The 15,363-nt window shown below is 51.4% G+C and carries 16 protein-coding genes; 12 read left to right on the top strand and 4 right to left on the bottom strand.

Features of this window, described 5'->3' with window-relative positions; translation table 11 throughout:
* Positions 1–142: 142 nt before the first annotated feature.
* Positions 143–796 (bottom strand): multidrug efflux transporter transcriptional repressor AcrR, encoded by a 654-nt coding sequence (acrR, locus tag AC5JPW_RS09230; RefSeq protein WP_494239754.1) that lies wholly within the window; start codon positions 794–796, stop codon positions 143–145.
* Between the two features lie 141 nt (positions 797–937).
* On the opposite strand from acrR, the gene acrA reads away from it, so the two are divergent.
* The 7 genes from acrA (at position 938) to AC5JPW_RS09265 (ending at position 9,105) form a co-directional block, all read left to right on the top strand.
* A complete protein-coding gene (gene acrA / locus AC5JPW_RS09235) occupies positions 938–2,134 on the top strand; it encodes a multidrug efflux RND transporter periplasmic adaptor subunit AcrA (protein WP_494239755.1) in 1,197 nt (398 codons plus the stop codon).
* A gap of 22 nt (positions 2,135–2,156) precedes the next feature.
* On the top strand, positions 2,157–5,306 hold the full coding sequence (acrB, locus tag AC5JPW_RS09240) for a multidrug efflux RND transporter permease subunit AcrB (RefSeq protein ID WP_494239756.1): 3,150 nt from the start codon (positions 2,157–2,159) through the stop codon (positions 5,304–5,306).
* Between the two features lie 518 nt (positions 5,307–5,824).
* Positions 5,825–6,199, top strand: a complete 375-nt coding sequence (gene tomB / locus AC5JPW_RS09245) for an Hha toxicity modulator TomB (RefSeq protein WP_494239757.1) — start codon at positions 5,825–5,827, stop codon at positions 6,197–6,199.
* A gap of 26 nt (positions 6,200–6,225) precedes the next feature.
* Positions 6,226–6,444, top strand: coding sequence for a hemolysin expression-modulating protein Hha (gene hha, locus AC5JPW_RS09250; RefSeq protein ID WP_458044183.1), 219 nt, complete (start codon positions 6,226–6,228; stop codon positions 6,442–6,444).
* Positions 6,445–6,505: 61 nt separating this feature from the next.
* Positions 6,506–7,072, top strand: a complete 567-nt coding sequence (gene maa / locus AC5JPW_RS09255; RefSeq protein ID WP_494239759.1) for a maltose O-acetyltransferase — start codon at positions 6,506–6,508, stop codon at positions 7,070–7,072.
* A 98-nt stretch (positions 7,073–7,170) separates the two neighbouring features.
* Positions 7,171–7,638 (top strand): YlaC family protein, encoded by a 468-nt coding sequence (locus tag AC5JPW_RS09260; protein ID WP_494239760.1) that lies wholly within the window; start codon positions 7,171–7,173, stop codon positions 7,636–7,638.
* A 267-nt stretch (positions 7,639–7,905) separates the two neighbouring features.
* Complete coding sequence (locus AC5JPW_RS09265) at positions 7,906–9,105, top strand: fimbrial protein (RefSeq protein ID WP_494239762.1); 1,200 nt, start codon at positions 7,906–7,908, stop codon at positions 9,103–9,105.
* Positions 9,106–9,114: 9 nt separating this feature from the next.
* Here AC5JPW_RS09265 and pdxR read toward each other — a convergent pair whose 3' ends face one another.
* Positions 9,115–10,584 (bottom strand): MocR-like pyridoxine biosynthesis transcription factor PdxR, encoded by a 1,470-nt coding sequence (gene pdxR, locus AC5JPW_RS09270; protein WP_494239763.1) that lies wholly within the window; start codon positions 10,582–10,584, stop codon positions 9,115–9,117.
* 101 nt (positions 10,585–10,685) lie between these two features.
* Between pdxR and AC5JPW_RS09275 the strand changes: the two genes are divergently transcribed.
* Entirely contained in the window at positions 10,686–11,387 is a 702-nt protein-coding gene (locus AC5JPW_RS09275; RefSeq protein WP_494239764.1) for a GNAT family N-acetyltransferase, read from the top strand.
* Here the strand turns inward: AC5JPW_RS09275 and ykgO are convergent.
* Positions 11,384–11,524, bottom strand: a complete 141-nt coding sequence (gene ykgO, locus AC5JPW_RS09280; RefSeq protein WP_494239765.1) for a type B 50S ribosomal protein L36 — start codon at positions 11,522–11,524, stop codon at positions 11,384–11,386. The two genes, AC5JPW_RS09275 and ykgO, sit on opposite strands and share 4 nt — an antisense overlap.
* A 3-nt stretch (positions 11,525–11,527) precedes the next feature.
* The gene (locus tag AC5JPW_RS09285) at positions 11,528–11,788 is read right to left on the bottom strand and encodes a type B 50S ribosomal protein L31 (RefSeq protein ID WP_458044188.1); all 261 of its coding nucleotides are present in this window, start codon (positions 11,786–11,788) and stop codon (positions 11,528–11,530) included.
* Between the two features lie 268 nt (positions 11,789–12,056).
* On the opposite strand from AC5JPW_RS09285, the gene AC5JPW_RS09290 reads away from it, so the two are divergent.
* The 4 genes from AC5JPW_RS09290 to AC5JPW_RS09305 are packed head-to-tail and all read left to right on the top strand — an operon-like array spanning position 12,057 to position 15,362.
* The gene (locus AC5JPW_RS09290; protein ID WP_494239767.1) at positions 12,057–13,085 is read left to right on the top strand and encodes an isopenicillin N synthase family dioxygenase; all 1,029 of its coding nucleotides are present in this window, start codon (positions 12,057–12,059) and stop codon (positions 13,083–13,085) included.
* A 26-nt stretch (positions 13,086–13,111) separates the two neighbouring features.
* On the top strand, positions 13,112–13,918 hold the full coding sequence (locus AC5JPW_RS09295; protein WP_494239769.1) for a MetQ/NlpA family ABC transporter substrate-binding protein: 807 nt from the start codon (positions 13,112–13,114) through the stop codon (positions 13,916–13,918).
* Positions 13,915–14,706 carry a methionine ABC transporter ATP-binding protein gene (locus AC5JPW_RS09300; protein ID WP_494239770.1) on the top strand — a complete coding sequence of 264 codons (792 nt, stop codon included), beginning with the start codon at positions 13,915–13,917 and terminating at the stop codon, positions 14,704–14,706. The genes AC5JPW_RS09295 and AC5JPW_RS09300 overlap by 4 nt, the downstream gene beginning before the upstream one ends.
* Positions 14,703–15,362 carry a methionine ABC transporter permease gene (locus tag AC5JPW_RS09305; protein WP_494241181.1) on the top strand — a complete coding sequence of 220 codons (660 nt, stop codon included), beginning with the start codon at positions 14,703–14,705 and terminating at the stop codon, positions 15,360–15,362. The genes AC5JPW_RS09300 and AC5JPW_RS09305 overlap by 4 nt, the downstream gene beginning before the upstream one ends.
* The last annotated feature ends 1 nt before the right edge of the window (position 15,363 follow it).

Here is a 15,363-nt window from a genome sequence, read left to right on the forward strand (position 1 = left end):
GAGTGAAATGCAGCATCATTTGCGTGATTAATCTGTGTACAGGGAATATGGCCGAAACTAGCCACTGGCGAAGGATAGCATGCCACGAATGTACAACCTAGTTGTGTACGATTTCGTTCTATAATTTCCGCACGGAAGAAACTTAAGCTGTCAGATTTTCCGCGCTATTATGAAGCGTTGGGCAAAAGCTGCACATTTCGAGTAGAATTGCCACATACTCCCTGGCTTCTTTTTTTAAGTCAAAGGATTGAGGGGCAAAAAGCCAGTTTTCCATAATGCCGGAAATGTAGCCGCGCATCAGTATGGCTGCGCGTCTCGTTAACAGATTTGCTGGCAGTAATTTAGCATCCATACAGTCTTTGAGCGTTTGTTCAATACGGTCGTAACTTTCGAGGCATAAATTACGCTGTGCTTGTTGAACAACAGCCATTTCGCCAACGAACTCACATTTATGAAATATGATCTCCATCATCAGACGTCGGCGTTCTTCAATGACGGTGGCTTCAAGGACATAGACCAAAATTTCCCTTAAAACTGAGAGTGGATCACCAGGGAATTTTGCCCGATACTCAGTTTCAAGATCGCTAATGCTGGATTCTGACAATTCCCAGATTTCACTGAATAATTCCGACTTGTTTTTGAAGTGCCAGTAAATCGCACCACGTGTTACCCCCGCCGCCTGAGCAATATCTGCAAGGGAGGTTGAAGAGACGCCCTGCTCAGAGAAAAGACGCAAAGCCACATCAAGGATGTGTTGACGCGTTTCCAGAGCCTGCTGTTTGGTTTTTCGTGCCATATGTTGGTGAATTGACAGGAGTCAGATTTACATACATTTGTGAATGTTTGTACTATAGCATGACGATAATATAAACGCAGCAATGGGTTTGGGATACGTGATCCATTGATCAATTTGAAATCGGACACTCGAGGTTTACATATGAACAAAAACAGAGGGTTTACGCCTCTGGCGGTCGTTCTGATGCTTTCAGGCAGCTTAGCGCTTACAGGATGTGACGAAAAACCCGCTCAACAACAGGGTGCGGGGCAGATGCCAGAAGTGGGCGTGGTTACGCTCAAAACTGAACCTCTGCAAATCACAACAGAACTTCCAGGCAGGACCAGCGCATTCCGCGTTGCAGAAGTCCGTCCGCAGGTCAGTGGTATTATTTTAAAGCGCAACTTCACTGAAGGCAGCGACATTGAAGCGGGTGTCTCACTTTATCAGATTGATCCGGCCACCTATCAGGCCGCTTATGAAAGTGCAAAAGGTGATTTAGCGAAAGCGCAGGCCGCTGCAAACATCGCGCAAATGACCCTTAACCGCTATCAAAAACTGGTCGGCACGAAGTACATCAGCCAACAGGACTTTGATACCGCACGGGCTGATGCTCAACAGGCATCCGCTGCTGTCGTTGCTGCGAAAGCCGCTGTTGAAACAGCACGTATCAACCTCGCGTATACCAAGGTGACGTCGCCAATCAGTGGACGTATCGGCAAATCTTCCGTTACAGAAGGCGCACTGGTGCAAACCGGTCAGACTACCGCGCTGGCGACCGTTCAGCAGCTTGACCCAATCTATGTTGACGTGACCCAATCCAGTAATGATTACCTGCGTCTGAAGCAGGAGCTGGCGAACGGTACGTTGAAACAGGAAAACGGCAAAGCGAAAGTAGAACTGGTGACCAACGACGGCATGAAGTATCCGCAGTCCGGTACGCTGGAATTTTCTGATGTGACCGTCGATCAAACCACCGGTTCAATTACGCTGCGTGCCATTTTCCCGAACAAGGATATGACGCTGCTGCCGGGTCTGTTTGTCCGCGCGAAACTGGAAGAAGGCACCAATCCAAACGCGCTGCTGGTTCCGCAACAGGGGATCACCCGCACACCGCGTGGGGAAGCGACAGCAATGGTTGTCGGTGAAGGCGACAAAGTTGAAGTTCGCAGCCTTACTGCATCGCAGGCTATTGGTGACAAATGGCTGGTAACCGATGGCCTGAAAGCGGGCGACCGCGTCATCATCACCGGTTTGCAGAAAGTAAGGCCAGGCGCGCAGGTTAAAGCTCAGGAAGTGACGGCAGACAATAAAGAGCAAGCCCCGGCAGGTGAGCAGTCCAAGCCGTCTAAGTCTTAACTTAAACAGGAGACGTTAAGACATGCCAAATTTCTTCATTGATCGCCCCATATTTGCGTGGGTGATCGCGATTATCATCATGCTGGCTGGGGGTCTTGCGATCCTGAAGCTGCCTGTTGCGCAATATCCAACGATTGCGCCACCGGCAATTCAGATTAGCGCATCCTATCCAGGTGCTGATGCGAAAACGGTGCAGGATACCGTTACACAGGTTATCGAACAGAACATGAACGGTATCGATGGCCTGCTGTATATGTCCTCCACCAGTGATTCCTCTGGTACGGTGCAGATCACAATTACCTTTGATTCCGGTACTGATGCGGACATCGCGCAGGTTCAGGTGCAAAATAAACTGCAGCTGGCCATGCCGCTGTTACCACAAGAAGTACAGCAACAGGGTGTAAGCGTTGAGAAGTCTTCCAGTAGCTTCCTGATGGTTCTCGGTATGATCAGTACCGATGGTTCAATGACGCAGGAAGATATCGCGGACTACGTCGGCGCAACCATTAAAGACCCGGTCAGCCGTACTACTGGCGTGGGTGACGTGCAGTTGTTTGGTGCGCAGTATGCGATGCGTATCTGGATGGATCCGACCAAACTGAATAACTTCCAGTTGACACCTGTTGACGTCATTGCGGCTATCAAAGCACAGAACGCCCAGGTCGCAGCAGGTCAGTTAGGCGGTACTCCGCCGGTGAAAGGCCAGCAGTTGAACGCCTCCATCATCGCGCAGACTCGCCTGACGTCGACCGAAGAGTTCGGCAAAATCATGCTGAAAGTGAATCAGGATGGTTCACAGGTTCGTCTGCGTGATGTGGCGAAGATCGAACTGGGCGGCGAGAACTATGACGTTATCGCACGCTACAACGGTCAGCCGGCTTCCGGTCTGGGGATTAAACTCGCGACCGGTGCTAATGCCCTGGATACAGCTAATGCGGTACGTGCCACCATTGCCAAGCTGGAGCCGTTCTTCCCGCATGGCCTGAAAGCAGTTTATCCGTACGACACTACCCCATTCGTTAAGATCTCCATTAACGAAGTGGTAAAAACGCTGGTAGAAGCGATCGTACTGGTATTCCTGGTTATGTATCTGTTCTTACAGAACTTCCGTGCCACGTTGATTCCAACCATCGCGGTGCCGGTCGTCTTGTTAGGGACGTTCGCTATCCTCTCTATCTTTGGCTATTCGATAAACACCCTGACCATGTTTGGTATGGTGCTTGCGATAGGCTTGCTGGTGGATGACGCCATCGTCGTGGTAGAGAACGTTGAGCGTGTGATGTCTGAAGAGGGGCTACCGCCAAAAGAAGCCACGCGTAAATCCATGGGCCAGATTCAGGGCGCACTGGTAGGTATCGCGATGGTACTGTCAGCGGTATTTATTCCGATGGCGTTCTTCGGTGGTTCAACAGGTGCGATTTATCGCCAGTTCTCCATCACCATCGTTTCAGCCATGGCACTGTCCGTACTGGTGGCATTGATTCTGACCCCTGCACTTTGTGCCACCATGCTCAAACCGGTCGCCAAAGGCGACCACGGTGAAGGCAAGAAAGGGTTCTTTGGCTGGTTCAACCGCGTATTTGATAAGAGCACACACCACTATACCGATAGCGTTGGCAACATTCTGCGCAGCTCTGGTCGCTATCTGCTGCTCTATGTCATCATCGTTGCGGGTATGGCGGTCCTGTTTATTCGTCTGCCAAGTTCCTTCCTGCCAGATGAAGACCAGGGCGTGTTCCTGACCATGGCGCAGCTTCCAGCAGGTGCGACGCAAGAGCGTACGCAGAAAGTGCTGGATGAAGTGACCAAATACTACCTTGATAACGAAAAAGATAACGTGAACTCCGTGTTTACAGTTAACGGATTCGGCTTCTCAGGTCGTGGGCAGAACACCGGCCTTGCGTTCGTCTCGCTGAAAAACTGGGATGAGCGACCGGGTGAAAACAACAAGGTTCCGGCGATTGCAGGGCGTGCAAGTGCGCACTTCTCGCAGATTAAAGATGCGATGGTGTTCGCCTTTAACCTCCCGGCAATCGTGGAGCTGGGTACGGCGACCGGCTTTGACTTCCAGTTGATTGACCAGGCAAACCTTGGGCATGACAAACTGATGCAGGCACGTAACCAGCTGTTCGGTGAAATTGCCAAGCATCCTGATCTGCTCGTCGGTGTTCGTCCGAACGGTCTGGAAGATACACCGCAATTCAAGATCAATATCGATCAAGAAAAAGCGCAGGCACTGGGCGTTTCTCTTAGCGACATCAACACCACGCTGGGTGCTGCCTGGGGTGGTAGCTACGTGAACGACTTTATTGACCGTGGCCGCGTTAAGAAAGTGTATCTGATGTCTGAAGCGAAATATCGTATGTTGCCAGATGACATCGGTCAGTGGTTCGTTCGTGGGTCCAACGGACAGATGGTACCGTTCTCCGCCTTTGCGACGTCGCATTGGGAGTATGGTTCACCGCGTCTGGAACGTTACAACGGCTTACCGTCCATGGAAATCCTTGGTCAGGCTGCACCGGGTAAGAGTACGGGTGAAGCCATGACGATGATGGAAGAGTTGGCGGGTAAACTGCCAACAGGTATTGGCTATGACTGGACGGGTATGTCCTACCAGGAACGTCTGTCCGGTAACCAGGCTCCCGCCCTGTATGCTATCTCGCTGATCGTGGTATTCCTGTGTCTGGCAGCGTTGTACGAAAGCTGGTCGATTCCGTTCTCGGTCATGCTGGTTGTGCCGCTCGGGGTTGTCGGGGCGCTGTTAGCTGCCACCTTCCGTGGACTGACGAACGACGTGTACTTCCAGGTGGGCCTGCTAACAACCATTGGCTTGTCGGCGAAGAACGCGATACTTATCGTGGAATTCGCCAAAGACCTGATGGATAAAGAAGGCAAAGGACTTATTGAAGCGACGCTGGAAGCTGTACGTATGCGTCTGCGACCTATCCTGATGACCTCTCTGGCGTTCATCCTTGGGGTTCTGCCTCTGGTTATCAGCTCTGGTGCAGGCTCTGGCGCGCAGAACGCCGTAGGTACTGGCGTAATGGGCGGTATGATCACGGCGACCGTTCTGGCTATCTTCTTCGTTCCAGTGTTCTTTGTGGTGGTACGCCGCCGCTTTAGTCGCAAGAGTGAAGATGTAGAGCACAGTCATAAGGTTGAGCAACACTAAGTTTGCTAAATGAAAGGCCGCGCAAGCGGCCTTTTTCATATCTTTACTTCAAAATCATTAAATACACTTATTGTCTGATTGTTTATTTTGTGCCTGATAAATAAGGCTTAGAATTAATACGGCATTGAGAGTACATCTTATATATTGAGGTATAATTCTTAATAAACTGGTACAATCAGTTTAAGTAAGAATATTCCTGGTTATTCTCTGCGCAAGATATTTATATAATCTTAAATAACCGTTGCGGTATGCTAACCTGATGAAGTTTAAGGATTGTTATCACCGTAATTGCTGGAAATTCAATAGTAAAAGCCCTACTTTAGATTCGTGATTTAACCAAACTTGGGTGATAAAACGCAATAATTGTAATTTTTCGTAATAGCGCAATGAAATCTTTTTAAGACTAGCTTATAGTTAAATCAATGAGGAAGGCAGCATATGCTGCTGGTCAGATCAGAAGTTTCCATCCCGAGCAATGTTTGGTTAGTAAAAAAAAGCGACTCAGAAGGGGATGCGTTATGGACGAATACTCGCCAAAAAGGCATGATATCGCGCAGCTTAAATTTCTCTGCGAAACGTTGTACCATGATTGCCTCGTCAATCTTGAAGAAAGCCATCATGGATGGGTTAACGATCCTACTTCCGCAATCAATTTGCAGTTAAATGAGTTGATTGAACATATAGCAACCTTCGCACTTAATTATAAAATTAAGTACAATGAAGATAATAAGTTGATTGAACAGATAGATGAATACCTTGACGATACGTTCATGCTGTTCAGTAGTTATGGTATCAACACACAAGACTTACAGAAATGGCGTAAATCAGGCAACAGCCTTTTCCGTTGTTTCGTCAATGTGAGCAAGGCTAACCCCGTTAGCCATTCCTGTTAAATATTACAACCAGTAAAGGTAAATTTATGTCTGACAAGCCATTAACCAAAGTTGATTATTTGATGCGTTTACGACGCTGTCAGTCAATTGACACCCTGGAACGCGTTATTGAAAAAAATAAATACGAACTACCAGACGATGAACTTACGGTGTTTTATTCAGCAGCCGATCATCGTCTGGCTGAACTGACAATGAATAAACTTTATGACAAAATCCCCTCTTCTGTGTGGAAATTTGTACGCTAGTCTTCAGCCACATTATATGGCTTCAGTTTATCCTTTGCTTTAGCAGGTGCGCGTTATCTTCATGAATGAAGAAAAACAAAAAATGATTTCGGGACTTCCCTACCAGCCTGCTGATGAGACCTTGCGTGCTGACCGTATGCGCGCCAGAGAGTTACTTCACCGCTATAATCACTCAAGTCCATCCGACAAAGCCGAACGTAAGGCGATACTTTCAGAATTATTGGGTCAAGGCACGGGAGCCTATATCGAACCCAGCTTTCGCTGTGACTATGGCTACAATATTTATTTAGGTAAAGAATTCTACGCCAATTTTGATTGCGTGATGCTGGATGTCTGTCCTATTCATATTGGTGACAACTGTATGTTGGCGCCAGGGGTGCATATTTACACAGCTACTCACCCACTGGATGCAACCGAGCGTAATAGCGGTGTCGAATTTGGTAAGCCCGTTCGCATTGGCAATAACGTCTGGATTGGTGGCCGTGCGGTGATTAACCCAGGCATTACCATCGGTGATAATGCCGTTATCGCATCCGGGGCCGTCGTGGTAAAAGATGTCGCAGCGAATACCGTTGTGGGTGGCAACCCGGCGCGTGTCATTAAAACGTTAGTGAAAGGAAACGCATAACTGTTATCATTTTTTGCCGCACAACTGTTACTTTTTTCACACATTGCGGCAACTTAAAATACGCTATTACCTGCATACCACATTATTGAAGGCGTCAGATGACAGAGATCCAGCGGCTGCTCAACGAAACCATTGACGACATTAACCAACGCGAAAAACGTGACAATCGTCCACGTTTTAGCATCAGCTTTATTCGCAAACACCCAGGCCTTTTTGTCGGCATGTACGTCGCTTTTTTTGCGACCCTCGCCGTTATGCTGCAATCCGATACCCTGGCGGGTTCCGTCTGGCTGCTGTTTGTGTTGTTTGCTCTGCTTAACGCGTTCTTTTTCTTTGATGTCTATCCGCGCTATCACTACGACGATATCGACGTGCTGGATTTTCGCGTGTGCTATAACGGCGAATGGTACAACACTCGTTTTGTGCCACAGGAACTGATCAGCGCCATTCTCGCGTCACCCGGGGTGGATATCGACAGCAAATCCCAGTTACAGAAAATGGTTGCCCGCAAAGGTGAACTCTCTTTTTACGATATCTTCACGCTTGCCCGTCCCGTTAGTGTTTAGTAAACCGACCCGGCATCCGCCCCCTGGCGGGAACGGGCTGCCGGCAGGGTAAAAGTAGCTCCGTAGACCTACTCAAAATGGACGATGTGTATCTTTCACCAGACACTCAGATTATTTAAATTTATACGACAGGATAAAAATCCCAAACAATACTCTGCAGAATGATTATCATGCAGCACCTTATTTCAGTGAAGGTATGTAATATCTTTTCTTGCGGAACTATTGTGCGACCATTAGCGAGAATGGTTTAGCAACAGGGATGATATTATGTGGCGTTATCTTTTACTGATTGGCATTGTTTTTTATAGTATCTCGCCTGCGGTCTATGCAGCAGTTGTAACCTGCACGGGTCCAGCGAAAAACAGTACGTTTACCCTTCCTCCTGTGAATGTGGTATTGGGAAGCAACATCCCGGACTACACCGCGCTATATGCCATCCGACGATCTTATAATGTACTTGCTGACCTTCGCTGTGACTCTTCCTGGATCAAATTAGCATTGACGCTAAACGGCACCACTTCAGGGGATAAATTACCAAATGAGCCGAGCTATGACGGCTACACGCATAAAATTTACCCAACGAATATTCAGGGATTGGGTATCTCTGTAATTACTGACGAAATATCTGTAGGCGTACAGCGTGTACCGGTATCCGCATGGCCCGATTTTGCATTTTCATTTGCGCATGCACAACTTTCTACCACTGCGTACGGCAACTGGTTCAGTCTTTATCTGTGGAAGATTCCCGGTAATCTTCCCGCCGGTTCACTGGACTTTACCGGACCAACGGTGGAGTTTTTAATCGCCCCGAATGGTACTGATACGCTCTCGTCTTCCTCAATGGTGGCGAGAGGTACAAACCTCGTTTGGGCCAGTATGGAAACAAAAGGTTCTGCGGCATTGATCAATGGCACCTGCAATATAGTCGGCGGGAGTAAAATCGTTCAGTTGGGCCGCTATGATGGCTCGGGTGGGGGTAAATCGGAGTGGGTGGATTCCAGCTTTAGACTGAGTTGCCCAAATGCAGCGGGTTATGGCGGGGGAGCAAGCTTAACGGCGGGGACATCTTCCGGCTTACCTGCGCTAGTGGCAAACGGCAGTCAAAATGGTCCAGTCCGTATCCAGATTCATCCGCGAACAGGTATTGTTTCTGGCCTTAATGCCCCCGCCAGCACGATTGAACTGGATGGAGCCGGGGCAAGAGGTTACGGCATCCAACTTGCCTGGGGTGATGCTTCGACACTTGGTACAGGAACGCCTGCCAGTCCTGTGATTTTTGACACCTGGATACACGCAAATACCCTCAACCCGACAGCATACCGATCAACTGCTTATCCGATTAACAGTGCGGCTATGACTGGCGATGGCACTATCAAAATGGCAGCACGCTATGTACGGATTCCCGACCGTGATGTTTCCGGCGGCCCCGCTAAAGCTTCGGTGGAAGTGATCGCTAGCTACGAATAACACCTGAACTCAAGGGACGGGAGAATCAACACACCCACCCTGAGAGCACATAATCAGGCGCACGAGCGTACGCACACCACCGCGAAACAGACTGGCAGAGGTATTACCGTAACCCAGCACCAGGCCGCTGACTCCCGGTGTTGGCTGTAAGTAAAAACGACTGAGTGCATGAGGAGCAAGGTTAAATTTTCGCGCCTCACGCACAACCGCCAAATCGTCAATCCCCGGTATAGCCAGCGTCAAATGCATTCCCCCTTCTCCGCCCAGTATCTGGTAAGGAAAGTCGCCCCATTCACCCTTGATGGTTTCCCGTAGCTGCTCCTGCCGTTTACGATAGAGACGCCGCATAGCCGCCAGGTGGCGCGAGTAATGTCCTTCTTCGATAAAGTGCGCTAATACTCGTTGCTCCACGCGATGCCCGCCGCGTAGCAGACTGCTAATCACCGGCGCGGCGACCTGTGCGAGTGAGGGCGGCATCACCATAAAGCCAATACGTAGAGACGGGAATAACGTCTTACTGAACGTCCCCAGATACACCACCGGCGGGTGAGGAAGCATGCCAAGCATTGCCGGAACGGGATCGCCGAGATAGCGAAATTCGCTGTCATAATCATCTTCGATTATCCAGCTCCCGGCGCTTCTCGCCGCCTCCAGTATCTGTAATCGCCTTGCCGCACTCATCACATAGCCCAGTGGGTACTGGTGGGAAGGAGAGGTATACATGATGCGTGGCAAAGGTTCGCCAGTCGGTAATATCATGCCTTCACCATCCAGCGGTATACCGGTGACATTCAGTCCCGCCGCAAGAAATGCACTTTTCGCTCCGTTATACCCCGGCTCTTCAACCCACGCGTTGTCGCCGGGATCGCAGAGCAAATGGATACAGAGCATCAACGCATCCTGTGCACCTTCGGTAATCACAATCTGCTGCGCATCACAGTGAATACCGCGTGCTAAAGCCAGATGGCGGGCAATCGCCACCCGTAAGCGCAATTCCCCAGCAGAATCGCCATATCCCAGCAATGCACTTCCCTCTTCACGCCAGACGCGCTCCGAAAGTCTTCGCCAGGTCGCCATCGGAAAGTAATTCACCGCAGGTAGCCCCGGTGTAAACGTGAAAATAGGGGAGTTACGGGTGACGCCCTGAGGCAGGGTTTTTACCCGCCGGGCCAGCGCGACAGCGGGAGCTTCCTGTACTTCTGGCGCACTGGCTAACATGCGTACACGCGTTCCCTGACGTTCACGCGCCACAAATCCCTCGATGGCTAACTGGTCGAGCGCCGCATTCACCGTATTGCGTGAAACGCCCACATCTTTCGCCAGTATCCGCGAACCGGGTAGCAGACTGTCAGCTTTCAGCCGATCGCTAAGAATCGCGTCCCGCAACGTCAGGTAAAGCACGCGCTGGCGGGTTAAGCCATTGCGCTCATCCAGCGCCGGGCACAGGAGCGCTTTAAGCGCTTCATCGGGGATATTCATCTTCAGGCTCCATAAGTGGTTCCATAAAAATATAGCCTGATGGCACTTCTTATGGAACCAGCGAAGCCCTACGCTGAATCTCACTGCACAAAGGAGCCACTATGAGTCAACTCAATCTTTACGGACAACCCGTGGGCGATGCGCTTCCCGACTGGCAACCGCGCCCTGTTCCACAACGCGTGACGCTGGAAGGCCAGTACTGTCGTCTCGAGCCTCTGCGACTGGAACATGCACCGGCTCTGTTTGCCGCGCACAGCCTGGCGGGCAATGCCAGTAGTTGGACCTGGCTGCTACGTGAGCCGGATAAAGACCTGGAATCCTATACCGCATGGGTCGCCAGCGTCTGCGAATTAAACGATCCGGTTCACTTTGCGGTGATAGATAAGCGCACGCAGTCAGCGGTCGGTTCGCTCTCGTTAATGCGAATTGATGCCAGTAACGGCGTCGTGGAGGTAGGTAGTGTTCATTTCTCACCACTGATGACACGGACTATTGCCGCGACGGAAGCACAGTGGCTGCTGATGCGTTATGCCATGGAGACGCTCGGCTACCGCCGTTATGAGTGGAAATGCAACAGCCTGAACGAGCCGTCACGACGGGCAGCACAGCGGTTAGGATTTCAGTATGAGGGGCGCTTTCGCCAGGCGCTGGTCACGAAAGGGCACAATCGCGATACCGACTGGTTTTCAGTGATTGATAGTGAATGGCCACATCTGGATCGGGCATTTTGCCAGTGGCTTGCCGCCGACAACTTCACGACCGACGGCAAGCAACGGCAAACCCTGGAAGGCTTTCGCGGTTAACGTTTTTTCTTTCTACCCTGCACCGCTTTAAAGCGCGGGTTGGATTTGCAAATCACATAAATACGCCCCTTGCGCCGGACAATCTGGCAGTCAGGGTGGCGTTGTTTCGCACTGCGTAAAGAGTTAAGCACCTGCATAATTTAGTCCCGCTTGGTTCCAATAAAACGGCCATAACGCTGCTGGAAGCGCGCCGCACTCCCTTCTGTTCCCACCACTTTTTGCTTGCCCGTGTAATACGGGTGTGATGCCGAAGAGACATCCAGCGTGACGTACGGGTAGGTTTCGCCTTCCAGTTCAATCTCGCGATCGGTTTTGATCGTCGAGCCAACTTTGAAGTACTGGTTCGCACTGGTGTCATGAAACACCACGGTGCGGTAGTGCGGGTGAATATCGGGTTTCATCTTACTCTCGCGTGTATTGTTATAACATAACAAAAGTCTATCGAATTTATTCGCCCACTGCAACCACCTGGCTTTATCTGTTTTTCGCAAAAGCAACGAACCCCACGCGGACATAAATTAGAAAAGAACGTTATTGGTTGAATTTTTTCGCTTAAGGCAAGCTGCCTTTAAACCACATGTGAGGAAAGCATCATGATGCGCTGCTGTTGTGCCGAACCCCGGACTCTAAAAAGAACGAACACCTGCGAACCTTTATTCGGAGAACACAATGAACGCCACCACCTTACCGATCCTCAACCTCGCGCGGTACTTCAATCCCGCTGAGCGGGATGCCTTTCTCGAACAACTGCGCACCGCCGCGCGCGATATCGGCTTCTTCTACCTCACCCATCACGGTGTTAATGACGACCTGCAACGCGCCGTTCAGCAGGAAGCCCGCCGCTTTTTTGCCTTAAACGATGAACAAAAACAGCAAGTGGCGATGATTCACTCTCCCCATTTTCGTGGCTATAACCGTGCCGCTTCAGAGCTGACCCGCGGCAAGCCGGACTGGCGTGAACAATTTGATATTGGTGCCGAGCGTTCTGCACTGTTGGTGAGCGACAATGACCCGCGCTGGCGTCGACTGCAAGGGCCAAACCTGTGGCCACAAGAACAACCCTCCCTGAAAACCACGCTGTTGGAATGGCAGAAATCAATGACCGAAATGGCCATTGTCCTGTTGCGTGCGTTTGCCGAAGCGCTGGAACTGCCCGCCAATGCGTTTGATACCCTCTATGGTGATAAGCCTAACGAACACATCAAACTGATTCGCTATCCAGGCCAGGAGAATAACCAGAGCAATCAGGGCGTGGGCGCGCACAAAGACTCCGGCTTTTTAAGCTTCCTGTTGCAGGATGAGCAGAAAGGTTTACAGGTCGAAATTTCGCCGGATAACTGGATTGATGCCACCCCGCTGCCGGGCAGCTTTGTTGTCAATATTGGTGAACTGCTGGAACTGGCAACCAACGGCTACCTGCGTGCCACCGTGCACCGCGTGATCTCCCCACCGGCGGGACAAGATCGCTTGTCGATTGCCTTCTTCCTTGGCGCTCAACTGGACGCCGTCGTCCCGGTCTATGCCTTACCTGAATCACTGGCACGTGACGCACTGGGGCCAGAAAGCGATCCACATAACCCCCTTTTACGAGATGTAGGCTGGAACTACCTGAAGGGCCGCTTACGTTCTCACCCGGATGTAGCCGAGCGGTACTACCGCGATGTGCTGCGCGAACGCAGTGAACAATTGATCGTATAAACCATAACAACATAAGGAAAAACATCATGAAATATGCCGCATTTAAACTGGCAGGGGTGGCGTTGTCTCTTTCTCTGGCATGGGGTACTGCTCAGGCTGAAACACTGCGTATTGCAGCGGACCCGGTTCCGCACGCAGAGATCCTCAACTACGTTAAAAAACTGGATCCAAAACTGGATATCAAAATCGTTGAACTGACCAGCGGCGCCAACGCCAATGAACTGCTTGCGAGCGGTGACGTGGATGCGAACTACTTCCAGCACGTGCCGTACCTGAAAAGCCAGGAAAAAGCGCTGGGTAAAACCTTTGCCGTTGCCGCCACAGTACATATCGAACCGCTGGGCATTTACTCGCATAAATACAAAGATTTCAAATCCGTACCGGATGGTTCTACCGTCGCCGTGCCGAACAATGTCACCAACCTGAGCCGTGCGCTGTTCCTGCTGCAAAGCCAGGGCCTCATCAAACTGGACGCGAAATTCACCGACCCGGCGAGCACGCTGGCCACGCCGAAAGATATCGTGGAAAACCCGAAACATCTGAAGATTCTGGAAGTGGAATCGCCACAGATCCCACGCTCACTGGATGATGTCGCCCTGGCGGTGATTAACGGTAACTATGCGCTGGAAGCGGGTCTGTCACCGGCCAAAGATGCTCTGGGCCTGGAAAGTGCTGACCACAACCCGTATGCCAACATTCTGGTGACTAACCCGAATCTTGCCAACGATCCGCGTATCAAAGAGCTGGCAAAAGATCTGACCTCGCCGCAGGTAGCCGAATTTATTCGTAAAACCTACAACGGCTCCGTGATCCCGGTTGCCCCGCAGTCATGATTGACATTGAAGGGCTGAGTAAAACCTATGCCGGAACGGGCCGACCGGCACTGAACAACGTGTCGCTGAGCGTACCGAAAGGAGCCATTTACGGCATCCTGGGGCGCAGCGGCGCGGGGAAAAGCACCCTGATCCGCTGTCTGAACTTGCTGGAGCGGCCCACCACGGGCCGCATCACCATCAACGGCAGTGATATCACGCAACTCGACAAAGCCGGACTGCGCGAGCACCGCCTGCGCACCGGCATGATTTTCCAGCACTTCAATCTGCTCCATGCCCGCACGGTGGCGGACAACGTCGCCGTACCGCTGGAGATTGCCGGTACACCGAAAGCACTGCGCCAGGAGCGAGTGGAAGAACTCCTCTGGCTGGTAGGGCTCAGTGACAAAGCGCAGGCCTTCCCTTCTCAGCTTTCCGGCGGGCAGAAACAGCGTGTAGGTATCGCCCGGGCACTGGCGGCTCGCCCCGATGTGCTGCTTTGCGACGAGGCCACCAGCGCGCTCGACCCGGAAACCACCGCCTCGGTGCTGGAGCTTCTGGCCGACATTAACCAGAAGCTGAAGCTGACCATTGTGCTGATTACCCATGAGCTGGAGGTGGTGAAAACGCTCTGCGATCACGCAGCTCTGCTGGAAAACGGCGAAGTCATTGAGAGTGGAAAAATCGCCGACCTGCTGGTCGCCCCCTGGTCCAGATTGCGCCAGGCGCTACTGCACGATCCGCAGGCTGAACGCGATTTCCTTGCTCGTCACGGTTTTAACGGGAGGCCATTATGCGGGGTAGCATGAGTTGGGAAGACCTCTGGCCGTTGCTGGTCGACGGCACGCTGGATACTCTCTATATGGTGGCGCTGGCGTCACTTTTTACCGTACTGATTGGCTTACCACTTGGCGTGATTCTGTTTATTTCACGCAAAAATGGCCTGGTGCCGATGCCACGGCTCAACGCCCTACTGGGTGCGATAATCAACTTTGGTCGTTCACTGCCGTTTATCGTGTTGCTGATAGCACTGATTCCATTTACCCGCTTGCTGATTGGCACAACGCTGGGCAGCACGGCGGCGATTGTGCCGATTACCATTGGCGCCTTTCCCTTCTTCGCCCGCCTGACGGAAAGCGCGCTGGATGAGGTCGACTACGGGCGTATTGAAGCTATTCTCTCAATGGGTGGTAGCCCGTGGCATGTGATTACCAAAGCACTGTTGCCGGAAGCGCTCCCTACCCTGCTGGCAGGGATCACGCTGACCGTGGTGATGCTGATTGGCTTCTCATCCATGGCGGGGGTTATCGGGGGAGGCGGATTAGGTGATTTGGCGATTCGTTATGGCTATCAACGTTTTAACGATCAGGTGATGCTCGGGACGGTAGTGATTTTACTGGTGATGGTTCAGGGCGTGCAAATGGCCGGAGACCATCTGGTGCGCCGACTGGCGCACCGACGGTAAG

The sequence above is a fragment of the Phytobacter sp. genome, from assembly GCF_059074235.1.